The organism is Paraburkholderia tuberum STM678 (assembly GCF_902833905.1).
Taxonomy (GTDB): domain Bacteria; phylum Pseudomonadota; class Gammaproteobacteria; order Burkholderiales; family Burkholderiaceae; genus Paraburkholderia; species Paraburkholderia tuberum.
Map to the genome: position 1 here is coordinate 107,666 of NZ_CADFGP010000020.1, position 22,237 is coordinate 129,902.

The window sequence follows — 22,237 nt, forward strand, 5'->3', positions numbered from 1 at the left end:
CGTGTTGAATCTAGACGGCGGCGGCCAGCGTCGCATGCACGTCGGCGTCGGGCGCGCGGGTGATCAGTGTCTCACCGAAACGCTTCAGCAGAATGAACTTGATCGCGCCGGCTTCCGCCTTCTTGTCGATCTGCATCAGCTCGATGTAACGATCCGCGCCGAGCGCGGGAGCACGAGTGGGCAGATGCGCGGCAAGCACGACGTCGACGAGCCGCTTGCGCGACGCTTCATCGAGATGACCGAGCCTCACGGACAGATCCGCCGCCATCACCATTCCGCAGCCGACCGCCTCGCCGTGCAGCCACTCGCCATAGCCGAGTCCGGCTTCGATCGCGTGGCCGAACGTGTGACCGAAGTTGAGGATCGCGCGCAGACCACCTTCGCGCTCGTCCTGCGCCACCACCGACGCCTTGATCTCGCACGAGCGTTTGACTGCCTCGGTCAACGCCTCCGGTTCGCAGCGGTTCAAAGCCTCGATATTGGCCTCGATCCAGCTGAAGAATCCGGCCTCGGCGATTGCGCCGGTCTTGATGACCTCGGCGATGCCCGCCGCGAGTTCGCGTTCGGGCAACGTACGCAATGCGCCGATGTCAGCGATCACCGCCCGAGGCTGGTAGAACGCGCCGATCATATTCTTGCCCAGCGGATGATTGATGCCGGTCTTGCCGCCGACCGACGAATCCACCTGCGACAGCAACGTGGTCGGCACCTGGATGAACGGCACGCCGCGCATGTAGCAGGCGGCGGCAAACCCGGTCATGTCGCCGATCACACCGCCACCGAGCGCGATCAGCGTGGTCTTGCGGTCGGCGCGCGAGCCGAGCAGCGCGTCGAAGATCAGGTTCAGCGTCTGCAGATTCTTGTGTGCTTCGCCGTCCGGCAAAACCACCGTGGACACCTGCTTGTTCAGCGGCGCAAGCGCTGCGCGCAGCTTGTCGCCGTAGAGCGGATCGACGGTGCTATTGGTGACGATCGTGACCGAGTTGCCGGCGATATGCGGCGCGAACAGTGCGGTCTGGCCGATCAGGCCGGCACCGATATGGATGGGGTAGGCGCGCTCGCCCAGTTCGACGTTGACGGTAATCATACGGTCCATTATGAAGCAGGATGTTTGGCGACGCCGGCCATCTCGAGCTGCATCAGAACCATGTTGACGAGTCCGTTGACCGAGGGCCGGCCGGTTTCGATCACGAAGTGCGCGCATTCGCGGTACAGCGGGTCGCGCACTTCATAGAGCGCTTCGAGGCGCGCCTTGGGGTCTTCCGTTTGCAGCAGCGGGCGATTCTTGTCGCGCCGCGTGCGCAGCCACAGGTCATGCGGATTGGCGCGCAGATAGATCACGAGGCCACGGCTTTTCAACGCTTCGCGGTTTTCCGGCCGCAGGACTGCACCGCCGCCGGTCGCGAGCACGATATTGTCGCGCCCGGTCAGCTCGGAGATCACGCTCGCTTCGCGATCGCGAAAGCCCGCTTCGCCCTCGAGCTCGAAGATCACGGGAATGCGCGCGCCCGTGCGCGCCTCGATTTCATGGTCGGAATCGAAGAACGGGCGCTCGAGACGGCGCGCAACCGCCCGACCCACAGTGGTTTTTCCTGCCCCCATGAGCCCTACGAAAAAAACATTGGCGTGTGCGTCCCGCGCTTGCAACGGTGTCCTCTGGCTAATCCGGTGTAGTTCGTGCCGCAGCTTACTGGCAAAGCGGCTGCCTTGTCGAGCCTGCGCGCCGCCGGCGGACGGCGGTGCATGCGTGCCCTATATGCCCTAATTTTCCCGCACCACGCGCGGCGTGATGAAAACCGCCAGTTCGCTACGCGTGTCGCGATGAGTCCGATGGCGGAACAATGCGCCCAGAACCGGTATTTTGCCGAGGAGGGGCACCCGCTCGACGTCGTCACGGTCGTCGGTCTCGTAAATTCCGCCGATCGACACCGTACCACCGTCCTCGACCTCGACGCGCGTTTGCACGTGCTTGGTGTTGATCGCGGGCCCGGCGTCGGTCTGCTCGCCGACGCTGTCCTTCGCGACGTCGAGATCGAGCACCACGCGGCCATCCGGCATGATCTGCGGCTCGACCTCCAGTTTGAGCGTCGCCCGACGAAACTGCACGCCCGATACGCCCTGGCCGACCTTCGCCTGATACGGCAGCTCGGTGCCCTGCTCGACGATCGCCTTCATCCGGTCCGCGGTGACGACCCGTGGGCTCGACACGATTTTCCCATGCCCTTCGGACTCGAGCGCCGAGAGTTCGATATTCAGCAGCCGGGTCGCGTGAGCCGCGAACAGCGTGAGGCCGGCGGTCGCGGCATCGAATCCGGAGATCGGTCGGGCCGACAGATCGTACACGGAGCCGTCCGTTCCACCCGTCAGCCCTCTCGACGTACCGTCCGCGCTGGTGCCGGCGAGCGACAGCCGCACCCCGAGATTGCGCGAAAAGCCCTGGTCGCCTTCGACGATCTGAGCCTCGATCAGCACCTGGCGAGTCGGCCGGTCGACGGAAGCGATCAGCGCCGCGATCTGCTCGAGCCGCCCCGCGAGATCGGTGACGAACAGCAGGTTGGTGCGCGGATCAGCGGTGACGGCGCCACGTTTGGACAGCACGCGCTGCGTGCCGGAACCGGTCAGCAGGCGACGCACGTCCTCGGCATGCGCGTAGTGCAGCTCGAAGGTGCGGCTCACGAGCGGCTCGAGGTCCGCGGCGCGCGCGTGGGCTTCGAAGCGCTGACGTTCGCGCGCGGCGAGCTCGGCGGCAGGCGCGACCCAGATTACGTTGCCGTGGCGCTCCATCGCCAGATTGTTGACGTCGAGCAAGGTGTCGAACGCGGTGCGCCACGGCACCTTGTCGAGACGTATCGACACGGCGCCGCGCACTTTGGCGCTGGCGACGATGTTCAGGCCGGTGAACTCGGCGAACGCTTTCAGGACCGCGCCAAGTTGCGCACGCTGAAAGCTCAGCGAGATCGGCTCGTTGCCCGCGGGAAGGCCCGAGTCCGCACTGGCCGATGCGTCGGCGAGGCGCGGCCGCGGCGGCAGCGGGACCGGCGGGCCTTCGAGACCAGGCGTGCCGGCACTGTCGTCGCGAGCCGGGGTGGCGGGTTGTGTTGGCGAAGGCGGCGGCATCGGGCCGTTGGCGAGGTCGTCCGGGGAGGCGTCGGGCGCTATCGCGGAACGCGCGGCCGGCTGGAGCGTGTCCGGCTCCTGGGCCGCGCCTGGCGTGGAAACGTCGCCGAACGGATTCGCCGCCTGGCCGATGCCGCCGCTCGGCAGCGGCGCCGTCTCGTAGGCGGTGTTGGCCGATACGGCCGGGTCGTCGAGCGCCGCGTAAGTCGGCAACGGCGGCAGCAGCAGTGGCGTCGCTGCCTGGGCGACGCCGGCACCCAGCGTCGCGGCGACGTAGAGCCCGAAACACCGTCCGGAGACGACGCGGACCTCGCGTCCGACACCCATCTTCGCCACGCTCCATCGCTTGAGCGGGCGCATCATGACGCCTCCGTCAGCGTCAGCGTGCGCGTCGCGCCGCCGTTCGCGAGCGTAATGCCAAGCGCGTCGAGCTGTGTGACCCGCTCGACGCCCAGTCGTTGCCCAGCCGCGACCGTCGTCGTGCCGTCTGGCGTGTCGAGCAGCGCGAGCCCGCGGGTACGATCGCGCAGCAAACCGACAAGGCGCAACTCAGAAGCATCGCCCAGCTCGCCGCTCGCGGAGATCTGCGACTTCGCAAACGGATCGAAGAACACGAGGCCTTCGTCGTCATCGTCGGCAGCCTCGTCGGCGTCAGGGCTCGCCTCGGCGCTCGCAGCCGGGGTGTCGGGCACCGGTCGCAGCGCGGCGTACACCTGCAGCGTCGCGGCCACCGCGAGCCCTTTGCCGTCCTGCTTGACGGTCACGTCGACGGGAACGATCAGCACCGGCAGTTGCGCGAGCCCGTGGAAAAACGCCATCAGGTGAACGAAGTCGGTGCGCGCGGTGAGCTGCAGCACGCGCATCCGCTCGACGCCCTCGCCGCTCGCCGCGCCCGGTTCCACCGCAAGCAGCGCGACGCCGCTTTGCGTGGCCAGCTCGGAGACGATGCGCACGTCGTCGGCGGAGTTCCACGACACGGCGCTCGACGCCGTGGCCGGCATCGCCGCGGCTGCACGGCGCAGCGACGGCAGCTGTGCGAGCGTGTGCCGCGCGTGCGCGAGACGCTGCGTGCTGACCGCGAGCGCCGCGCGGCTCGCTTCCAGTCCGGCGAGATCAGCCGCGTTCCAGCCGTACGCGCCGACGCCGAACACGAGCGCGGCAAGCGTCGCCGCGACGAGCCAGCGACGGCGCCGACTCCACGCCTCGAGCGGCATACGCGCCCGCTTGACCCAGCGCGAAAAACCCGCGGACCCATGCGCCGCACCACCCGCCTCGAAAAAGGTCGTGCTCATCGCGCACCTCCCGTTCGTGCGGCCTTCAGGGCGCGCGTCGCTTTGTGCGGCGGATCGCCCCAGCGCAGGCGCGCATCGAACTCCACGGGTCCGCCTATCGCCTGTTCCATCGACGCGCCGCCCTTCCCCGTCGGCCGATGCAGATCGCGCATCTCCGCGCCCTGCACGCCGTGGATCGCGCCGAGCCGCTTGAGCCACTCAGCCGATGCGATATGGCCGCTCGAAGTCGCCAGCAATTCAGTCTCGTACTCGCGCTGGCGCAACTGCCGCAACACGACGCGATCGCCGGGTTCGAAGCTCAGCGCGTCGAGCAGATCGCGCAGATGTGCGAGCGGCCTCGCGAGACTCGCGGCGCGCGCCGCGGCTTCGCGCTCATCCTGTTCGGCCCGCGACAGCTTCGCGTGCTCCGCGAGCGGCACGGCGAGCGGAGTCAGCGCCTGCCCGGCCGCCGCGCGCCGCGCATCGAGCCGCGCTGCAGCGAAGCTCTGCCAACCGGCGACGAGCAACACACCCGCGGCACCGACACAAGCGGCCACAGCCCAGTCGCGCATACAGCGGCGCCGCGCGAGTCGCGCGTTGCGTTGGCGATACGGCAGCAGATTGAAGCCGCCCAGCCACGGTACAGCGGCGCGCTGATCGGCACTCGCGGCGACGCCAGACGAAAACGACAGAACGGCCTTCATTCCAGCACCCCGCGCAACGCGAGCCCAAACGCGACCGCGCCAGCCGGCTCGTGCAGCAAGGCGTCGTCGAGCGGCCGCGCGTGGCTGCCGAGCAGCGCGCATTCGAACGGCAGCGCCGAGCAGCCGAGCACGTCGCCAATATCGGCGAGTGAAAAGCCGACGCCGTCGAGCAGATCGATTTCGCCGCCAATCAGCGCGCAGTCGAACTCCGGCCCGCGCATGAGATCGCGCAACGCGTCGGCGAGATCGGCATGCTCCGGCGCCGGGTAGCGCATCTCGCCGACGCTCGCGCCATCGACGACGCTCCAGCCGTACACGCCGTCCGTACCGACCCACACCGCCGCGTACGGCTCGTTCGGGTCGAGCTCGCGACTGGCCGCGTGGCGCAGCGCGCGCAATGCCGCGTGCGGTTCGCCATCGATCGCGGACAGCGAAATCCCTGCGGTCGCGGCGCATTCGATCCGCGCTTCGAGATGCTGGCGCGCGGTCGCGGCGATCTTCACCGAGCGCACCGGCGACGGCGTCTCGTCGACGTACCAGTCGACCGCGAGCGCATGACGCTCAAGGCCGGCGATGCGCTCCGCCTCTCCCATCACCGCGGGCGCAAGTCCGGCGAGCGCAACGCCGCCATCCTCCGCCTCGCAGTCGCTCTGAGCGGCGAGCCGCGCGAGCGGCACTGTCGTCGTCAGCGTGGCCGACGAAGGCACGGCCATCGCGCAGCGCAGCGCGTGCGTCGCGCATACGCGCGGCAAACCGGCGAACGCATCGCGCAACGCCCGCGCGACGGCCTGCCGATCGACGATCTCGGCGCCCGCCATGGTGCCGGCCGCGAACGGCACCGTGCTCATATGTTCGAGATGCAGCGCGCCTCGGGCGCGTTGACTCACCACGACGAGACGCACGTTTTGCGAACCGACATCGATGCCGGCGGCGAAACGCTGCCGGCCCTCCCGCACCGCCTGAAGCCACGAATTTTTATAGGCCATACCGCCCTCCCTCTGACTCACGCGACGAACCATTCGAACGCGAGTAACGAGGGATCATTGTCGGCAGACGCACGTCCTAACGACATTCAGCCGAATGGCTAACGCGGATGCGAAGCCGCCCCGAGCGACATCAAAGCGACTACAGTTGGGACTACAGCGAAGTCATTCCCGCGCCGCCTGGCGTGTGCCGATTGCGCGTCATTCGTAAGCTTGTCGAAAGCAGAAAAACCCTGGCGGCTATAATCGCGGGACTGTTTTTCCGGTACTCCTATGCAAGCCACGTCTCCTACGTCCCCGCCGCCCGCGCCGAAACGGCGCAAACGTCCGTTATGGCTGAAGCTGATCCTCGGCTTTGTCGGGTTGATCGTGGCGGGCATCGTATGCGTGGCGCTGGTGCTCGGCTATGCGCTCGTCGTCGCGACGCCGAACCTGCCGTCACTCGATGCATTGACCGACTATCAGCCCAAGGTGCCGCTGCGAATCTATACGGCCGACCATGTGCTGATCGGCGAATTCGGCGCGGAGCGGCGCGACATCGTGCACATCCAGGACGTGCCCGACAGCCTGAAGAAAGCGATTCTCGCGATCGAGGACGCGCGCTTCTATGAGCACGGCGGCGTCGACCTCACCGGCATCGCGCGAGCCGGCTTCGTCGCGCTGACCAACGGTCATGCGACGCAAGGCGCGAGCACGATCACGATGCAGGTCGCGCGCAACTTCTTTCTGTCCAGCGAGAAGACGTACACGCGCAAGATCTACGAGATGCTGCTCGCGTACAAGATCGAGTCGAAGCTGAGCAAGGATCAGATTCTCGAGGTGTACATGAATCAGATCTATCTCGGTCAGCGCGCGTACGGTTTCGCGAGTGCCGCGCGCGTGTACTTCGGCAAGGATCTGAAGGACCTGACGCTCGCCGAATCGGCGATGCTCGCCGGTCTGCCGAAGGCGCCCTCCGCGTATAACCCGGTCGTCAATCCGAAGCGTGCGAAGGTGCGCCAGGAGTACATCCTGCAGCGCATGTACGAATTGCACTACATCACTCAGGAACAGTACGACGAGGCGAGCCGGCAGCGGCTCGTCGTGAAGGGCATGGGCAAGGAGTACAGCGTGCACGCGGAATACGTCGCGGAAATGGTGCGGCAGATGATGTACGCGCAGTATCGCGAGGAAGCCTACACGCGCGGCCTGAACGTCGTGACCACGATCGACTCGGCCGATCAGGACGTCGCCTACCACGCGGTGCGCAAAGGCTTGATGGACTACGAGCGCCGTCACGGCTATCGCGGCCCGGAGGCGTTCATCGATCTGCCGGCCGACGCCGACGAGCGCGAGCAGGCCATCGACGACGCGCTGCTCGAACATCCCGACAATGGCGAAATCATCGCGGCCGTCGTCACGGCGGCGAGCCCGAAGCAGGTCCAGGCGGCGTTCATCGACGGTAATGTCGCGACCATTCAGGGCGACGGCCTGCGCTACGCGCAGTTCGCGCTCGGCCCGCGCGCGCAGCCGAATCAGCGCATCCGGCCCGGCGCGATCGTGCGGCTCGTGAAAAACGACGAGGGCGACTGGTCGATCACGCAATTGCCCCAGGTGGAAGGCGCGTTCATCTCGCTGGTGCCGCAGGACGGTGCGATCCGCTCGCTGGTCGGCGGCTTCGACTTCAACAAGAACAAGTTCAATCACGTGACGCAGGCGTGGCGTCAGCCGGGCTCCAGCTTCAAGCCGTTCATCTATTCGGCGTCGCTCGAAAAGGGCCTCGGGCCCGCCACGATCATCAACGACGCGCCGCTCTTCTTCAGCGCCGCCGAAACCGGCGGCCAGGCGTGGGAGCCGAAAAACTACGGCGGCGGCTTCGACGGTCCGATGACGATGCGCACCGCGCTGCAGAAATCGAAGAACCTCGTGTCGATCCGCATCCTGAACCAGATCGGCCCGAAGTACGCGCAGCAATACATCACGCGGTTTGGCTTCGACGCGGACCGCCATCCCGCCTATCTGCCGATGGCGCTTGGCGCGGGCCTCGTGACGCCGCTGCAAATGGCCGGCGCGTTCTCGGTGTTCGCCAACGGCGGCTATCGGATCAATCCGTATCTGATCGCCGAAGTCACCGATCAGCGCGGCATCGTCGTCGCGCACGCGCAGCCGCTCGTGGCCGGGCAAAGCGCGCCGTTCGCGATCCAACCGCGCAACGCCTACGTGATGAACAGCCTGCTGCAAAGCGTCGCGCAGCACGGCACCGGGGCGAAGAGCAACGTGCTCAAGCGCACCGATCTCGCCGGCAAGACCGGCACGACCAACGATTCCCGCGACGCGTGGTTCGCCGGCTATCAGCATACGCTCACCGCGATCGCGTGGATCGGCTACGACAACCCGCGCAGCCTCGGCGACAAGGAAACCGGCGGCGGCCTGGCGCTGCCGGTGTGGATCGAGTACATGGGACGCGCGCTGAAGGGGGTGCCCGAGTACAAGATGCCACGCCCCGACGGCGTCAGCGAAATCGGCTCGGAGCTTTATTTCGACGAGTTCACGCCGGGCCACGGCTTCATCGCGACGGTCGGCGTCAGTCAGGCGACGCTCGATGCGGAGGCGAGCGCGGCAGCCGCCGCTCCGGAACAGGTTGGCGAACAGGAAAAGCAGGACATCATGAATCTGTTCCGCGGGCACTGAGGCTGCGTCGATGTCCCGCTAGAAAAGAAAAAACCGCCGCGTTCGTTACGCGGCGGTTTTGTTTTGAGAGCGTCTCGCGCTGATTACACCGCGCTCATAGCGCGGCGATCCGCACCGGCTCGCCAGCCTGCTGCGTCGCATACTGCGATAGCGCCGCGAAAAACTCCGCGCCGCTGCGCGTGTCGCGCCATTCACCGTCGACGAAACGGAAGTGGAAACCGCCGGCCTTCGCCGCGATCCAGATCTCGCTCATCGGCGGCTGAAGGTTGACGATGATCTTCGTGCGGTTCTCGAATTCGAGCGTCAAAACGTTGCCGCTGCGCTCGAGCTCGATGTCGGCGTCGATGTCGTCGAGCGCGCTCTCGATGGCGGCCAGCACGGCTTCCGCACGGGTCAGGTAATCACTATCGGACATGCTAAACTCCATCGATTATTCATTCAGGGACAGTCATGCGAGTCGTAACTCGGATGCGCGCGGCAGCGCCCGGCCGCGCGATTGTAGCGGTTTTAGTCATTCTCGCAGGTTGTGCGCTTACCGGCTGCGGCCAACGCGGCTCACTCTATCTGCCGACCGTACCGCCGATGCCTGCCCCGCCGGCTCACCGCACGCAAACACCATCGACCGATCGAACGCAACCGGCTAGCGGCAGCGCGGCCGACACGGGTTCGATCCCGGACACCTCGGGCACGCCGCTCACGCTCGCCCCCGAAGACCAGCTCGCGGCGCCGCCCGCTTCGGCGGCATCGGCTCCCGCAGTGCCGCTGCCCGCCTCTGCCGTCCCTTCCGTTCAATAAGACTTTCGCATGACTCGATCCGCATTTGACTACGTCGACGGCGTATTGCACGCCGAAGGCGTGTCCGCCGTTTCCCTCGCCGAGCAGTTCGGCACGCCGCTCTACGTCTATTCACGCGCCGCGCTCACCGCAGCGTGGAACGCCTATGCGGGCGCCTGCGCGGGGCGTCGCGCGAGCGTGCACGTGGCCGTCAAGGCCAACAGCAATCTCGCGGTGCTGAACGTGTTCGCGCGCCTCGGCGCGGGCTTCGACATCGTGTCGGGCGGCGAGCTCGCGCGCGTGCTCGCGGCTGGCGGCAAAGCGGAAAACACCGTGTTTTCGGGCGTTGGCAAGCAGGCAAGCGAAATGCGCGACGCGCTCGCGGCGGGCGTCAAATGCTTCAACGTCGAATCGATTCCCGAACTCGACCGCCTCAATTCGGTGGCGGGCGAGATGGGCAAGAAAGCGCCGGTGTCGCTGCGCGTGAATCCCGATGTCGATGCGAAAACGCATCCGTACATTTCCACCGGACTCAAGACCAACAAGTTCGGCATCGCGTTCGAAGATGCGCGTGCCACCTACCAGGCGGCCGCGGCGATGTCGAATCTCGAGGTGATCGGCATCGACTGCCATATTGGCTCGCAGATCACTGAAGTCGCGCCCTATCTCGACGCGATCGACAAGGTGCTGGAACTCGTCGAGCAGATCGAGCAGGACGGCGTGTCGATTCGCCATATCGACGTCGGCGGCGGTCTGGGCATCACCTACGACGACGAAACGCCGCCGGAAATCGGTGAGTTCGTGCGCACGGTGCTCGATCGCATCGAAGCGCGCGGCCACGGTCACCGCGAAGTCTATTTCGAGCCGGGCCGCTCGCTGGTCGGCAATGCGGGCGTGCTGCTCACACGTCTCGAGTTTCTGAAGCCGGGCGAGGACAAGAACTTCGCGATCGTCGACGCGGCGATGACCGATCTCGCGCGCCCCGCGATGTACGACGCCTATCATGCCATCGAGCCGGTCGTGAAGCGCGACGTCCCCGCGCATGTGTACGACGTGGTCGGCCCGGTCTGCGAAAGCGGCGACTGGCTCGGCCGCGAGCGGCTGCTCGCGGTCGAACCCGGCGATCTGCTCGCGATCCGCTCGGCCGGCGCGTACGGCTTCGTGATGAGCTCGAACTACAACACCCGTGCGCGCGCCGCCGAGGTGATGGTGGATGGTACACAGGCGCATGTGGTTCGCGCGCGCGAAGAGGTCAAGCAGCTGTATGCGGATGAAACGATACTGCCGGCGTAAACGTCAGTACCTGCGGCAGAGCGCGAAGGTCGAGCGCAGCAACGAAAATGGCGATGCCACGGTGGCATCGCCATTTTTATTTGAAACAGCGTGACGCCAATAAACTCGCCATCATCGTCGGCGCGTTCCCATCCTCCGCTCACGTATCCACACCACCAGTCGCCATCCCAGCAACGCGATCATCACCGCGCCGTAGATCTTCGGCAGCAGCAGGTCGTGCTTGCCCGCCTTCATCCACCAGAAATGCAGGATCGCGAGCACGCCGATCGCATAGATCGCGCGATGCAGCGTCTGCCAGCGACGTCCGAGCTTGCGCACCATCGCGCGCGGCGACGTGACCGCAAGCGCGATCAGCAGCACGAACGCGGCGAAGCCCACCGTGATGAACGGCCGCTTGCCGATGTCCTTCAGAATCTCCGCAACATCGAACCACTTGTCGAACCACAGGTACGTGGTGAAATGCAGCGTCGCGTAGAAGAACGTGTAGAGCCCGAGCATGCGGCGCAAACGCACGAACGCGGCGACGCCGGTCAGACGGCGTAGCGGCGTCACCGCGAGCGTGATGCACAGGAACACGAGCGTCCACAGGCCGGTCGAGCGTGTGATGAATTCAATCGGATTCGCGCCGAGCCGGTCGGTCAGGCCGAACAGCACGAGGCGCGCGAGAGGATAGAGCGCCGCGATGAAGACCGCGACTTTGGTGGGCACGACCCAGCGCGCGCCGCCGGTGGAACGCGGCTTCGCCGCCGACGCCGACGAGGTCCGCCGCGTCGCAGGCTCGGTGCGGGTGACAGTTTGCGTATCGGAAACCATCGCGCTCGCCCTAGAAGTTCTTCTTCAGGTCCATGCCCTGATAGAGCGACGCGACCTGATCGCCGTAACCGTTGAACATCAGCGTCTTGCGTTTCGGCGTGAAAAAGCCGTCTTCGCCGATGCGCCGTTCAGTGGCTTGACTCCAGCGCGGATGGTCGACATTCGGATTCACGTTCGAATAAAACCCATATTCGTTCGACGCGTACGTGTTCCAGCTCGTCGGCGGCTGCTTCTCGACGAAGCGGATTTTCACGAGCGACTTCGCGCTCTTGAAGCCGTACTTCCACGGCACCACGACGCGCACCGGCGCGCCGTTCTGATTCGGCAGCACCTGGCCGTAGAGGCCCATCGTCAGTAGCGTCAGCGGATGCATCGCCTCGTCCATCCGCAGGCCTTCGGAGTAAGGCCAATCGAGTATGGGTGCCGACAACCCTGGCATCTGCGACGGATCGGCGAGCGTGATGAACTGCACGTACTTTGCATTGCCGGTCGGTTCGACGCGTTTGATCAGCTCCGACAGCGAGACGCCGATCCACGGCACCACGATCGACCAACCTTCGACGCAGCGATGCCGGTACACACGCTCCTCGAGCGGCGCGAGCTTCAGCAGATCGTCGATGTCGTACACCTTCGGATTGTTGATCTCGCCCTCGACGCTCACCTTCCACGGATGCGGCCGCAACGTGCCCGCGCGCTGCGAGGGGTCGGATTTACCGGTGCCGAACTCGTAGAAATTGTTGTAGGTTGTGATGTCCTTGTACGGCGTGATCTTGTCGAGCGCGACGAACCTGGTGTTGGTTTTCGCCGCGAGCTTCTGCGCCTTCGGATCGGGCGACGAGTAGGTCGCGAGCGCCTCGCCGCTCACGCCGATCAGGCCGCCGAGCGCCATCGCGCCCGCCGCCTGCAGGATGCGTCGCCGGTTCTCGAACACGTGCCGCGGCGCGATTTCGCTGCGCGCGATGTCATCGCCGGTCAGTTGAATTCTGTCGCTTCGCTTGATCCACATCGTGCTACTCCTTGCCGGCCCGCCGCGTCGCGCGCGTTGCGGAGCCTTATTGATGATCGCCCCTTTGGGGGCGTCTGTCATCCATGGGTAGTTGCTCTGGTGCTCGACTGGCGAACACCGGGCAGCAACGAATATTCCATCGGCCATAAAAAAACCGCCGGTGCGAAAGCACGCGGCGGTTCTTAGTCGGTTCAGCGCGGCGGATCTTACAGCTTGCCGTAGCTATGCAAGCCCGACAGGAACATGTTCACGCCGAGGAACGCGAAGCTCGTGACCAGCAGCCCGGTCAGCGCCCACCACGCGGCGAGCGCGCCGCGCAGGCCCTTCATCATACGCATGTGCAGCCAGGCCGCGTAGTTCAGCCACACGATCAGCGCCCACGTCTCCTTCGGGTCCCAGCTCCAGTAGCCGCCCCAGGCTTGGGCGGCCCACAGCGCGCCGAGAATCGTCGCGATCGTGAAGAACGCGAAGCCGACCGCGATCGACTTGTACATCACGTCGTCGAGCACGTCGAGCGCCGGCAGACGATCCGCGAGCACGCCGCGTTCCTTCGCCAGATATGCGACGCCGACCATCGCCGACAGCGCGAAGCTGCCATAGCCGATGAAGTTCGCCGGCACGTGAATCTTCATCCACCAGCTTTGCAGCGCCGGCACGAGCGGCTGGATCTGCTGCGCATCGCGCGCGACCGAGTACCACATCAGGAAGCCGACGGCTGCGCTGATCACGAGCAACACGAACGCGCCGAGCGCGCGCGTGTTGTAGTGCTGCTCGTAGTACAGATAGAACAGCGCGGTGATCAGGCTGAACAGCACGAACACTTCATAGAGGTTCGAAATCGGAATATGGCCAACGTCCGCGCCGATCAGATACGACTCGTACCAGCGCACCATCATGCCGACGAAGCCCATCAGCACCGCCGCCCACGTCATCTTCGAGCCGATCGCGGCGCCGGTCGGCGAGCGCGACAGCAGCGCGATCCAGTAGAACCCGGTCGCGAATACGAAGAGCGCGCTCATCCACAGGATCGCGGACTGGCTCGACAGGAAATACTTGAGGAAGAAAGCGTTGTCGGCGCGGCTCAGATCGCCGTGGTAGATCTGGATTGCGAGCAGCGACAGCGCGGCGATTCCCACCATCAGCGGACGCACCGGCTTCCAGCGCCAGCCGAGCACGACGAAAACCGGCACCGAGCACATCAGCACCAATTTGTCGTAGTAGTTCATGAACGGGTAATAGCGCGACAGCGCGAACCCGGCGCCCCCGACGAGCGCGAGCGCGAACAGCCAGTCGACGATACCCAGGCGTTTCAGGAACGGCCGTTCGTCGAAGTTCGGGAGTTCGGGCGTGCTGCTCGCAAACGCCTTGTCGGCGCGTGAAGCAGAAGAAGAGGAGGAGGAAACCTGAGTCAAGTCCATGATCTTACCGGGTCGAATCCTGTGAGCTTGCCGACGCAGCGGCGGCCTGGCCGGCCGGGCTGGCATCGGCTGCTTCGATGAGTTTCGCGCCCAATGCGGCGCTCACGGCGGCCCGCGTCTGGACGAACTCTTTCTCGAAGTCTAGCGTCTTACGCGCGCTCGACATCGCCATTACGACGCTCGTGCCGTGGTCCGTGTCCTTGAGCCAGAACCACAGACGCCGTTCGCGAACGTAGAACATCGAGAAGATGCCCAATACGAGAAGCAGGCTGCCAAGATACACGACTTTTTTGCCCGGCGCGCGCGTCAACTGAAATACCGAAGCTTGCACCTGCTTGAATGAGTCAAGCTGCAAATAGACCGGCGATCCATACAGAAAGCTGTCGGAAATCGCATTAAGCGAACTCTGGATGAAGCGGCTCGTGTCCGCATCGGCCGGCGCGGCGGGCTCGCCGAGCCGCTGGCGCGACAGTTGCCACAAGTCCCACGTCACACCTTCGAGCATGCGAAGCAGCAGGCCCGCGGCCTTTTCCTGCTCGCCCTTCGGTACCGAGCGGTCGATAAACCCAGCGACCGCCTGGAAGCCGCCGAGCGTTTCGCCATTCGGCATCTTCATGCTGCCGTCGGCGCCCGCAAAAAGGGTCAGCACCCGCAAGGCGCTTTCCTCCAGATGTTGCTGCAACTCCGCATTTGAACCCGGCACCGAACGCTGCGCGAATTGATGAGCGGCGATGGCCCGTTGGTTCGGGTCTTCCAGCGTGGCGCGCAGATTCATCCATTCCTTGAGCGTGCCGCCGCTGTCGGCGGGAATTCGCAGATAGCGGAACGGGTCATCGGGATTCAAGCGCATGCCGGCGAGGAACATTTTCTCGCCGTTCACGTCGACGGGCAGCATGTAGTTGTTGTATTCGCGCGCCTGGCCATCCTTGCCGCGAATCTTGTACTGCACCGACGGGCCGACGTTGTGCAGATCGAGCGGCTTCGACGTTTTCGCGCCGGAGCCGAGGCGCTCGTCGAACGCTTCCTTCAGCGAGTGCTGCGCGACAACCCCGCGCGCATCGTTCTGCCCGTTGCCGTTCGAGATGTTTTCGACGTTGATCGCGCGGAAGTCGGTGAATTCGACGGTCTGGCCATCGGCCAGCGGCGTGGCCGAGCTCAACGGCGCGCTGCCGCCGATCGTGCCGCCAAACGGCGCGGGCTTTGCACTCGGGCCGGACATCGGGAAGGCAGTCATCTGCATCTGCGAGCCGCCGTCCTGGAAGCTCGATTGATAAATCGACACGCCGTCGTATTCGAACGGCTTGTTGACCTCGACGCGCGCCGGCACGCGCGCGCCGGTCTTGTGATCGATCACGACGATGTCGCTCGCGAACAGCTTCGGCATGCCTGTCGAGTAGTAATCGACGATGAACTTGTTGAGCTCGATCGAAAACGGCAGGTCCTGGATCAGCGAACCATTGGGCTGATTCAGGATCGCGGTCGACACGTGCTGCCCTTCGGGTACCCACGCGTAGCCGCGGAACGTCGGGTTCGATTGCGACAGCCGATGCTCGGGCGAAATCTCGTTGATCACCGTGTTCGAGTTGATCGGCGACTTGTCGAACAGCCACATTTGCAGCTTGATCGGCAGATTGCTGTCGAGCAGGCCGCCGAGGCAGATCACGACGATCGCGAGGTGCGCGGAGATGTAGCCGAACTTCGTCAGCGCGCCACGCTTCGCGGCGATCAACGTCGCGCCGTCCGACTCGCGCGTGACGAACTTGTAGCCGAGCTTCGCCGACAACCTTGCGAGCACCGCCGCCGACTGCGCGCGCGTGCCGTGCACCGCGAACTCACCCTTGTGATGGAACGCGCGCAGGCTGCCTTCTCGAACCTTGTCCTTCCAGCTCTTCACGTCGGCGACCATCTTCGGCGCATTTCGGATCACGCAGAGCGACACAGACACCATCAGGAAGCCGAGAATCAGCATGAACCACCACGAGCTGTACACCGTGTAGAGGCTAAGCGCGCGGAAGATGTCCGCCCAGAACGGACCGAACTGGTTGACGTAGTTGGGATACGGATCGTCCTGCGTGAGGACGGTACCGATGATGCTGGCGATCGACAGAATGACGAGCAGCGCAATGGCGAAACGCATCGAGCTCAGGAGCTCGATGGCGCTGCGCATGACGCGATTGCCCGACTTCGACTGCAGACCCGACGTGGTGACGCTCATTCAATCTCCGACTGAACAGCAAAAAAGGGTGAAGGGCTGTCGTAGCGACGACACCCTCACCCTTTTCTTGTTTTTCACCGGCCTCGCCGGGCCGGTTGGATTTGCGCGGACGAAGCGCTTAATGCAGGCCCGCGATGTAGTCGGCAACCGCTTTGATTTCGTTGTCCGACAGACGCGATGCTATCGCATGCATCGCGTCGTTGTTATTACGAGCGCCCGGACCTTGCGTGAACGCGGTCAATTGCGTGACCGAGTACTCGGCCCACTGCCCCGACAGGCGTGGATACTGGATCGGAATGCCCTGCCCCGTGGGCCCGTGACAGGCCGCGCAGGCCGGCACCCCGCGGTCGGCAATCCCACCGCGATAGATCTGCTGCCCCACCGCGACGGTCTTCTTGTTGTGCGCATAGCCTGGCTTGGGCGTCTGCGTCGAGAAGTAAGCCGCGACGTTGATCATGTCCTGATCGGAAAGCGCGGCGGCCATGCCCGCCATGATCGCATTGTTGCGCGCGGCCTGTTTGGCGCCCGGCTGCGGCTTGAAATCTCTGAGCTGCTTGACGAGGTACTCAGGATGCTGGCCCGCCAGTTTCGGGTATGCGCCGCCGGCACTGTTGCCGTCTGCGCCGTGACATGACGCGCATACCTGTACCGCGATTGCCTGCCCCCGATTGATGTCCGGCTTTGCCGGATCTGCTGCTCGTGCCTGAATTGCCAAACCTGAAAGACCTGCCGTTACATGAAGCACCATCAGAGTCTTGCACAGTCGATTCATTCGCACACCCTGTCTCGTCTTGTGGGATTTTAGATGTTCTGCAAAGTACGACGACGGCGACCGAGTGACCGCCAGGAGCCGCCAAGGCACGTGGGGCGGCCTCCTAAGGTTTTCAGTAAACCATCGTATTGTACAATAACTCGCTAATCGCTTAGACGCCAGTCGGGCTTGACCCCGTTCCCGCTGCGGACTCCGCAGCTTCTCCAATCTGGCTTCCACCATGCCCTTCCTGCTCCACGAATCCCGCTTCTATACCACCGTCAATCATCTGCGCGACCTGCCGGCCACCGCGCAGCCCGAGATCGCTTTCGCGGGACGCTCGAACGCGGGCAAATCGACCGCGATCAACGTGCTCTGCAATCAGAAGCGACTTGCATTCGCAAGTAAGACGCCTGGCCGCACGCAGCACATCAATTATTTTTCGGTTGGCAAGGCGGATGAGCCGACCGCCTATCTGGTCGACCTGCCGGGCTACGGTTATGCGGAAGTGCCGGGTGCGGCGAAGGCGCACTGGGAAGCGCTGCTGTCCACGTATCTGCAATCGCGCTCGCAACTGCGCGGCATGATCCTCATGATGGATTCGCGCCGCCCTCTGACGGATCTCGATCGGCGCATGATCGAGTGGTTCGCGCCGACCGGCAAGCCGATCCACACGCTGCTCACCAAATGCGACAAATTGACGCGTCAGGAAAGCACGAACGCATTGCGCACCGCGCAGAAGGGACTGGCCGAATATCGGGCTGCGGGCTATCGCGGCGAACTCACCGCGCAACTGTTTTCGGCGCTCAAGCGAACGGGGCTCGATGAAGCGCATGAGCTGATCGAGAGCTGGCTGATCCCGGAGGCAGCGGGCGAAACAGGCGAAACGCCGGCCGCGGGCTGAACGCATATCAATGCAGGAATCCCGCGGCACGCGTGATATGCCTGTAAAACCCGCGTCAGAGCGCGTTTGCGGCCGCGCATAAAAAAACCCGCCGCTTGAACGGCGGGTCAAACAGCCTAATCGAAAAACGACAGGCACCCGCTCAGGGAGGAGAAGCGGGGAGGTCAGCGCTAGGCGCCTTGCTCGATCGGTATGATATACCATTGTCTCGAAAAGTTTCCGGGAGCGGAGCCAGGTGCTATTTGTCCACTCCACCTATCCACGATCTTCGATTCGATATGAGCTTCTACCCGCACTACCGTCCGCGCCGCATGCGCCGTGACGACTTCTCGCGTCGCATGATGCGCGAAAACATCCTCACGACCAACGATCTGATTTACCCCGTATTCATCGTCGAGGGAACCAACGTGCGGCAAGCCGTGCCGTCGATGCCGGGCGTCGAGCGTGTGTCGGTCGATCTGCTGATGGGCGTCGCCGGGCAGTGCGTCGAACTGGGCGTGCCGGTGTTGTCTCTGTTTCCCGCGATCGAGCCCTCGCTGAAAACACCCGAAGGCCGTGAAGCGGCCAACCCCGCGGGCCTGATCCCGCGCGCGGTGCGCGAGTTGAAGAAGAATTTTCCGGGGCTCGGCGTGCTCACCGACGTGGCGCTCGATCCGTATACGAGCCATGGTCAGGACGGCGTGCTCGACGAAGCCGGCTACGTGATCAACGACGAAACCGTCGAGATCCTCGTCGAGCAGGCTCGTGCGCAGGCGGAAGCCGGCGTCGACATCGTCGCGCCGTCGGACATGATGGACGGACGCATTGGTGCGATCCGCGAAATGCTCGAGAGCGAGGACCATATCCACACGCGCATCATGGCGTACGCGGCGAAGTACGCTTCGGCGTTCTACGGCCCGTTCCGCGATGCCGTCGGTTCCGCGACGAACCTCGGCAAGAGCAACAAGATGACCTACCAGATGGACCCGGCAAATTCCAACGAGGCGCTGCGCGAAGTGCAGGCCGACATCAACGAAGGCGCGGACATGGTGATGGTCAAGCCGGGCATGCCGTATCTGGACATCGTGCGTCGCGTGAAGGACGAGTTCCAGTTCCCCACCTACGTGTACCAGGTAAGCGGCGAATACGCCATGCTGAAGGCCGCCGCGCAGAATGGCTGGCTCGATCACGACAAGGTGATGATGGAATCGCTGCTCGCGTTCAAGCGTGCAGGCGCGGACGGCGTGCTGACGTATTTCGCGCTGGATGCCGCGAAGATCCTGCGTTCGCAGAAGTAAGCCAGGCGCGGTTTAGCGCGCGGCCGTCGAAAAAAAAGAGGCGAATCTTAGGGGTTCGCCTCCGTTTTTTTGTGCTGCCGTTTGCGAAGCGGCGGTCTTGCAACGCCCCGCGGCCTTCGATTACACCCCCGATGCACTCGCCCGATCCAGTGTGCGCAGGAATTTGTCCGCCGATTCGTAGCCGACCTCCCGCAACACTTCCTTGCCACCCTGATCGAAAAAAATAATCCCCGGCGGCCCGAACAGATTGAAGCGCTTGAGCAGCGCCTGGTCGTCGGTATTGTTCGCAGTGACGTCGGCGCGCAGCAGATTCATCTGCTTCAGCTTCGCCTGAACGCGCGGGTCGCTGAAGGTGAATTTCTCCATCTCCTTGCAGCTCACGCACCAGTCCGCGTAAAAATCGAGCATGGCTGGCTGCGCCGCCGTTTTGACGGCCTGGTCGAGCTGATCCGATGAACGTACCGGCGCGAACGTCAAATCGCTTTGCGGCGCCGGCGCGGCCGCGCTGGAGCCATCCTTCGCGATGCTCGCCTGATTACCGACGCGAGCCGCGAGCACCGCCAGCGGTCGCAGCGGATCCAACGATCCCGCCGCGAGGCCAACTAGAAGCGCGGCTGCCCAAACCGCCATCACGACGCCGACCGCCCGCCCAAGCCGGTGCCATATCGAGGCGCCCGCAACCGACTTGGAAAACAGGCCGAGCGCAACCGCGGCGATCAGCAGCCAGAGGGCGCTCAACAGCATCGACGCCGCCCCGCCGAGCACCGGCCAAACAATCCACACCGCCGCGGCCAGCAGAACGACGCCAAAGAACACTTTTACGCTGTCCATCCACTTGCCCGCGCGCGGCAGCAGTGTACCCGCGCCGAGGCCAATGATCAGCAGCGGCAGCCCGAGCCCGATGCCCATCGAGAACAGTGCCGCGCCACCGAGCACGGCGTTGCCGGTATGCGCGATGAACGCGAGCACCGCAAAAAGCGGCGCGGTCATGCAGGCGCCGACCACCAGCGCCGACAGCGCGCCCATCACGGCGACCGCGGTAAATTTGCCACCTGAGCGTCCCGCTGACCCGCTCGACATGCGATCGCGCCAGCGCGGCGGCAGTTCGAGATCCACACCGGCGATCAGCAGCAGCGCGAAAATCGTCAGAAGCCCGCCGAACGCGCCGAGCACCCACGGGTTCTGCAGCCATGCGCCGAGACTCTGCCCGACGAGTGCCGCCACGACACCCAGCACCGTGTACACGAGCGCCATCCCGACTACATACGCGAGCGACAGCGCGAAGCCACGCCTGCGCGTGACGCGCGCTCCCTCACCGATGATGATCGCCGACAGAATCGGAATCATCGGATACGAGCACGGCAGCAAGCTCAGAATGGCGCCGGCAACGAAATAAAGCCCGACGATCGCAAAAAAACCGCCACGCTGCAGCAGCGACTGCGCGTAATCGGCGCTGGTGGCGCGTTCGTACCAGGGTTCGTCGTCAGCGGCGGCGGATTGTTGCGCGGTTGGGGTCGCCGTCCCGCTGCCAGCCAGCTGCAGCGCCTCGCTGCTCACGTGGTACACGCGCTCCATCGGGGGGTAGCAGATGCCCGCGTCGGCGCAGCCCTGCGACGTCACCGCAAGATCGAACGGTCCGGCAGCCTGCTTGACCGGAATACGAATCGTCAGCTCGTTGCGATACGTCTCGACATTCTTGTTGAATGTCTGATCGAACTTCACATGACCGCCTGGCAGTTCAGGCTCGCCAAGCGTCGCCGTGCCGTTGCGGGTCGCGAACGCGAAGCGCTCGCGGTACATGTAGTAGCCGTCCGCAATCTTGTAGGTGACGACGACTTGGCCGGGGGCCTCGGTCGCGCTGAACCGGAACGCGACGGACGGGTCGAGGAAGTCGTCCGCAGCGCGCGCGAGCGTGGCGACTTGCGCGAGGAACACGCAGCCGAGCAGAAAGAATGCGGTGCGCAGCGCAGCGCGCGCGCGCCGGTCGAGACCGTTAAACATGAACAGGGCGTTGGGTTTCAGCAGTGATCCACTGGCCGTAGGCGGCGGAGGCCGTCGCTTGCCATGAGAGGATTTCCGGCGTGCCGTAGGGATGATGAGCCTGAATGTATTGCTCCAGTTCGAGCGCGCGAGCGGCGCTGGTCTTGAACAGCAGCTGGATTTCCTGCGCGGTTTCGATCGCGCCCTGCCAGTGATAGCTCGACTGCACGCTGCCTAGCTGGGTTACGCACGCGCAAAGGCGAGCGGCGAGCGCGTCGGCTGCGAGCTTTTGAGCGCCGGCCGCATCCGGCACCGTTGTCAGCACCAAGGTCACATTCACACTCACACCAAGCTCCGGCGGCGCAGGTTTTCGATCCCGATATCGTATCACCTGGCCCTGTCGCCCTGCAGGGCGCCACGCGGTGCGGCCGCGACATTTGGTCACTGCGAAGCGGCTTTCGCTATCAATGAAAAATCCGCCGCAGAAAACAAAAAAGCCAGGCGATGCGCCTGGCTTTTTGTCGAAGCAGAAAGCTTACTCAGCTTCTTGCACTTCCGTTTCTTCAACTTCCGGACGGTCGAGCAGTTCGACCAGTGCCATCGGCGCATTGTCACCAACGCGGAAGCCGAACTTCAGCACGCGCAGGTAGCCGCCCGGACGGTTTGCGTAGCGCGGGCCGAGCACGTCGAACAGCTTCGTGACCGAGTCACGATCGCGCAGGCGGTTGAACGCCAGACGACGGTTTGCGAGCGACGGCTTCTTGCCGAGCGTGATCAGCGGCTCGACGACTTTACGAAGTTCCTTGGCCTTCGGCAGCGTGGTCTTGATGACTTCGTGCTCGATCAGCGAGTTGGACATGTTACGGAGCATTGCCAAACGGTGGCTGCTCGTGCGGTTCAGTTTCCGCAGACCATGACGGTGACGCATGTTAATTCCTTCAGTTCAAAGTTTTGGTCCAGCTCTTCTATCGCACTCGTTCTGCAGCATCGCCTACAAACAGTGAGCGCACGGGCCGGTAGTGACAAAAGACAAGACGCGGATTTTAAAGGAAAATCCGCGC

At 64.4% G+C, this 22,237-nt stretch carries 20 protein-coding genes; 5 read left to right on the forward strand and 15 right to left on the reverse strand.

Translation table 11 applies throughout. The annotated features are described in order from the left end of the window. Positions 1–10: 10 nt before the first annotated feature. The 6 genes from aroB to pilM all read right to left on the reverse strand — a co-directional run bounded on the left by aroB (position 11) and on the right by pilM (position 6,078). Positions 11–1,087 carry a 3-dehydroquinate synthase gene (gene aroB, locus HWY30_RS19175; protein WP_167368607.1) on the reverse strand — a complete coding sequence of 359 codons (1,077 nt, stop codon included), beginning with the start codon at positions 1,085–1,087 and terminating at the stop codon, positions 11–13. A gap of 8 nt (positions 1,088–1,095) precedes the next feature. After that, positions 1,096–1,647 carry a shikimate kinase gene (locus HWY30_RS19180; protein WP_090802131.1) on the reverse strand — a complete coding sequence of 184 codons (552 nt, stop codon included), beginning with the start codon at positions 1,645–1,647 and terminating at the stop codon, positions 1,096–1,098. 114 nt (positions 1,648–1,761) lie between these two features. Beyond that, positions 1,762–3,480, reverse strand: a complete 1,719-nt coding sequence (locus HWY30_RS19185; RefSeq protein ID WP_090802133.1) for a type IV pilus secretin PilQ — start codon at positions 3,478–3,480, stop codon at positions 1,762–1,764. Beyond that, the gene (locus tag HWY30_RS19190; RefSeq protein ID WP_090802134.1) at positions 3,477–4,409 is read right to left on the reverse strand and encodes a hypothetical protein; all 933 of its coding nucleotides are present in this window, start codon (positions 4,407–4,409) and stop codon (positions 3,477–3,479) included. Before HWY30_RS19190 ends, HWY30_RS19185 begins: the two co-directional genes overlap by 4 nt. Then, positions 4,406–5,092, reverse strand: coding sequence for a fimbrial assembly protein (locus HWY30_RS19195; RefSeq protein ID WP_090802136.1), 687 nt, complete (start codon positions 5,090–5,092; stop codon positions 4,406–4,408). The genes HWY30_RS19190 and HWY30_RS19195 overlap by 4 nt, the downstream gene beginning before the upstream one ends. Beyond that, positions 5,089–6,078, reverse strand: a complete 990-nt coding sequence (gene pilM / locus HWY30_RS19200; RefSeq protein ID WP_090802137.1) for a pilus assembly protein PilM — start codon at positions 6,076–6,078, stop codon at positions 5,089–5,091. Before pilM ends, HWY30_RS19195 begins: the two co-directional genes overlap by 4 nt. Positions 6,079–6,348: 270 nt before the next feature. Here pilM and HWY30_RS19205 point away from each other — a divergent pair, with 270 nt between their 5' ends. Further along, positions 6,349–8,745, forward strand: coding sequence for a penicillin-binding protein 1A (locus tag HWY30_RS19205; protein ID WP_090802139.1), 2,397 nt, complete (start codon positions 6,349–6,351; stop codon positions 8,743–8,745). A 94-nt stretch (positions 8,746–8,839) separates the two neighbouring features. Here the strand turns inward: HWY30_RS19205 and cyaY are convergent, their stop codons facing one another. Continuing rightward, positions 8,840–9,160 carry an iron donor protein CyaY gene (gene cyaY / locus HWY30_RS19210; RefSeq protein ID WP_090802140.1) on the reverse strand — a complete coding sequence of 107 codons (321 nt, stop codon included), beginning with the start codon at positions 9,158–9,160 and terminating at the stop codon, positions 8,840–8,842. Between the two features lie 35 nt (positions 9,161–9,195). On the opposite strand from cyaY, the gene lptM reads away from it, so the two are divergent. Next, a complete protein-coding gene (lptM, locus tag HWY30_RS19215; RefSeq protein WP_090802141.1) occupies positions 9,196–9,540 on the forward strand; it encodes an LPS translocon maturation chaperone LptM in 345 nt (114 codons plus the stop codon). A gap of 9 nt (positions 9,541–9,549) precedes the next feature. Then, the gene (gene lysA, locus HWY30_RS19220; RefSeq protein ID WP_090802143.1) at positions 9,550–10,812 is read left to right on the forward strand and encodes a diaminopimelate decarboxylase; all 1,263 of its coding nucleotides are present in this window, start codon (positions 9,550–9,552) and stop codon (positions 10,810–10,812) included. A gap of 111 nt (positions 10,813–10,923) precedes the next feature. On the opposite strand, the gene msrQ is transcribed toward lysA, so the two are convergent. The 5 genes from msrQ to HWY30_RS19245 all read right to left on the reverse strand — a co-directional run bounded on the left by msrQ (position 10,924) and on the right by HWY30_RS19245 (position 17,036). After that, on the reverse strand, positions 10,924–11,625 hold the full coding sequence (gene msrQ / locus HWY30_RS19225) for a protein-methionine-sulfoxide reductase heme-binding subunit MsrQ (RefSeq protein ID WP_090802144.1): 702 nt from the start codon (positions 11,623–11,625) through the stop codon (positions 10,924–10,926). Between the two features lie 10 nt (positions 11,626–11,635). Next, the gene (gene msrP, locus HWY30_RS19230; RefSeq protein WP_090802145.1) at positions 11,636–12,631 is read right to left on the reverse strand and encodes a protein-methionine-sulfoxide reductase catalytic subunit MsrP; all 996 of its coding nucleotides are present in this window, start codon (positions 12,629–12,631) and stop codon (positions 11,636–11,638) included. A 206-nt stretch (positions 12,632–12,837) separates the two neighbouring features. After that, positions 12,838–14,049 carry a c-type cytochrome biogenesis protein CcsB gene (ccsB, locus tag HWY30_RS19235; RefSeq protein ID WP_090802147.1) on the reverse strand — a complete coding sequence of 404 codons (1,212 nt, stop codon included), beginning with the start codon at positions 14,047–14,049 and terminating at the stop codon, positions 12,838–12,840. 4 nt (positions 14,050–14,053) lie between these two features. Further along, complete coding sequence (locus HWY30_RS19240; RefSeq protein ID WP_090802149.1) at positions 14,054–16,264, reverse strand: cytochrome c biogenesis protein ResB; 2,211 nt, start codon at positions 16,262–16,264, stop codon at positions 14,054–14,056. Between the two features lie 118 nt (positions 16,265–16,382). Further along, entirely contained in the window at positions 16,383–17,036 is a 654-nt protein-coding gene (locus tag HWY30_RS19245) for a c-type cytochrome (RefSeq protein WP_090802150.1), read from the reverse strand. A 220-nt stretch (positions 17,037–17,256) separates the two neighbouring features. On the opposite strand from HWY30_RS19245, the gene yihA reads away from it, so the two are divergent. Together yihA and hemB are read left to right on the forward strand one after the other, a co-directional pair. After that, positions 17,257–17,919, forward strand: a complete 663-nt coding sequence (yihA, locus tag HWY30_RS19250) for a ribosome biogenesis GTP-binding protein YihA/YsxC (protein WP_018420165.1) — start codon at positions 17,257–17,259, stop codon at positions 17,917–17,919. 278 nt (positions 17,920–18,197) lie between these two features. Then, on the forward strand, positions 18,198–19,196 hold the full coding sequence (gene hemB, locus HWY30_RS19255; RefSeq protein ID WP_090802152.1) for a porphobilinogen synthase: 999 nt from the start codon (positions 18,198–18,200) through the stop codon (positions 19,194–19,196). 120 nt (positions 19,197–19,316) lie between these two features. Here the strand turns inward: hemB and dsbD are convergent, their stop codons facing one another. The 3 genes from dsbD to rplQ all read right to left on the reverse strand — a co-directional run bounded on the left by dsbD (position 19,317) and on the right by rplQ (position 22,104). Next, positions 19,317–21,197, reverse strand: a complete 1,881-nt coding sequence (gene dsbD / locus HWY30_RS19260) for a protein-disulfide reductase DsbD (RefSeq protein WP_090802154.1) — start codon at positions 21,195–21,197, stop codon at positions 19,317–19,319. Further along, the gene (gene cutA, locus HWY30_RS19265) at positions 21,190–21,522 is read right to left on the reverse strand and encodes a divalent-cation tolerance protein CutA (protein ID WP_090802155.1); all 333 of its coding nucleotides are present in this window, start codon (positions 21,520–21,522) and stop codon (positions 21,190–21,192) included. Before cutA ends, dsbD begins: the two co-directional genes overlap by 8 nt. Positions 21,523–21,711: 189 nt before the next feature. After that, positions 21,712–22,104, reverse strand: coding sequence for a 50S ribosomal protein L17 (gene rplQ / locus HWY30_RS19270; RefSeq protein WP_013090750.1), 393 nt, complete (start codon positions 22,102–22,104; stop codon positions 21,712–21,714). Positions 22,105–22,237 lie beyond the last annotated feature (133 nt).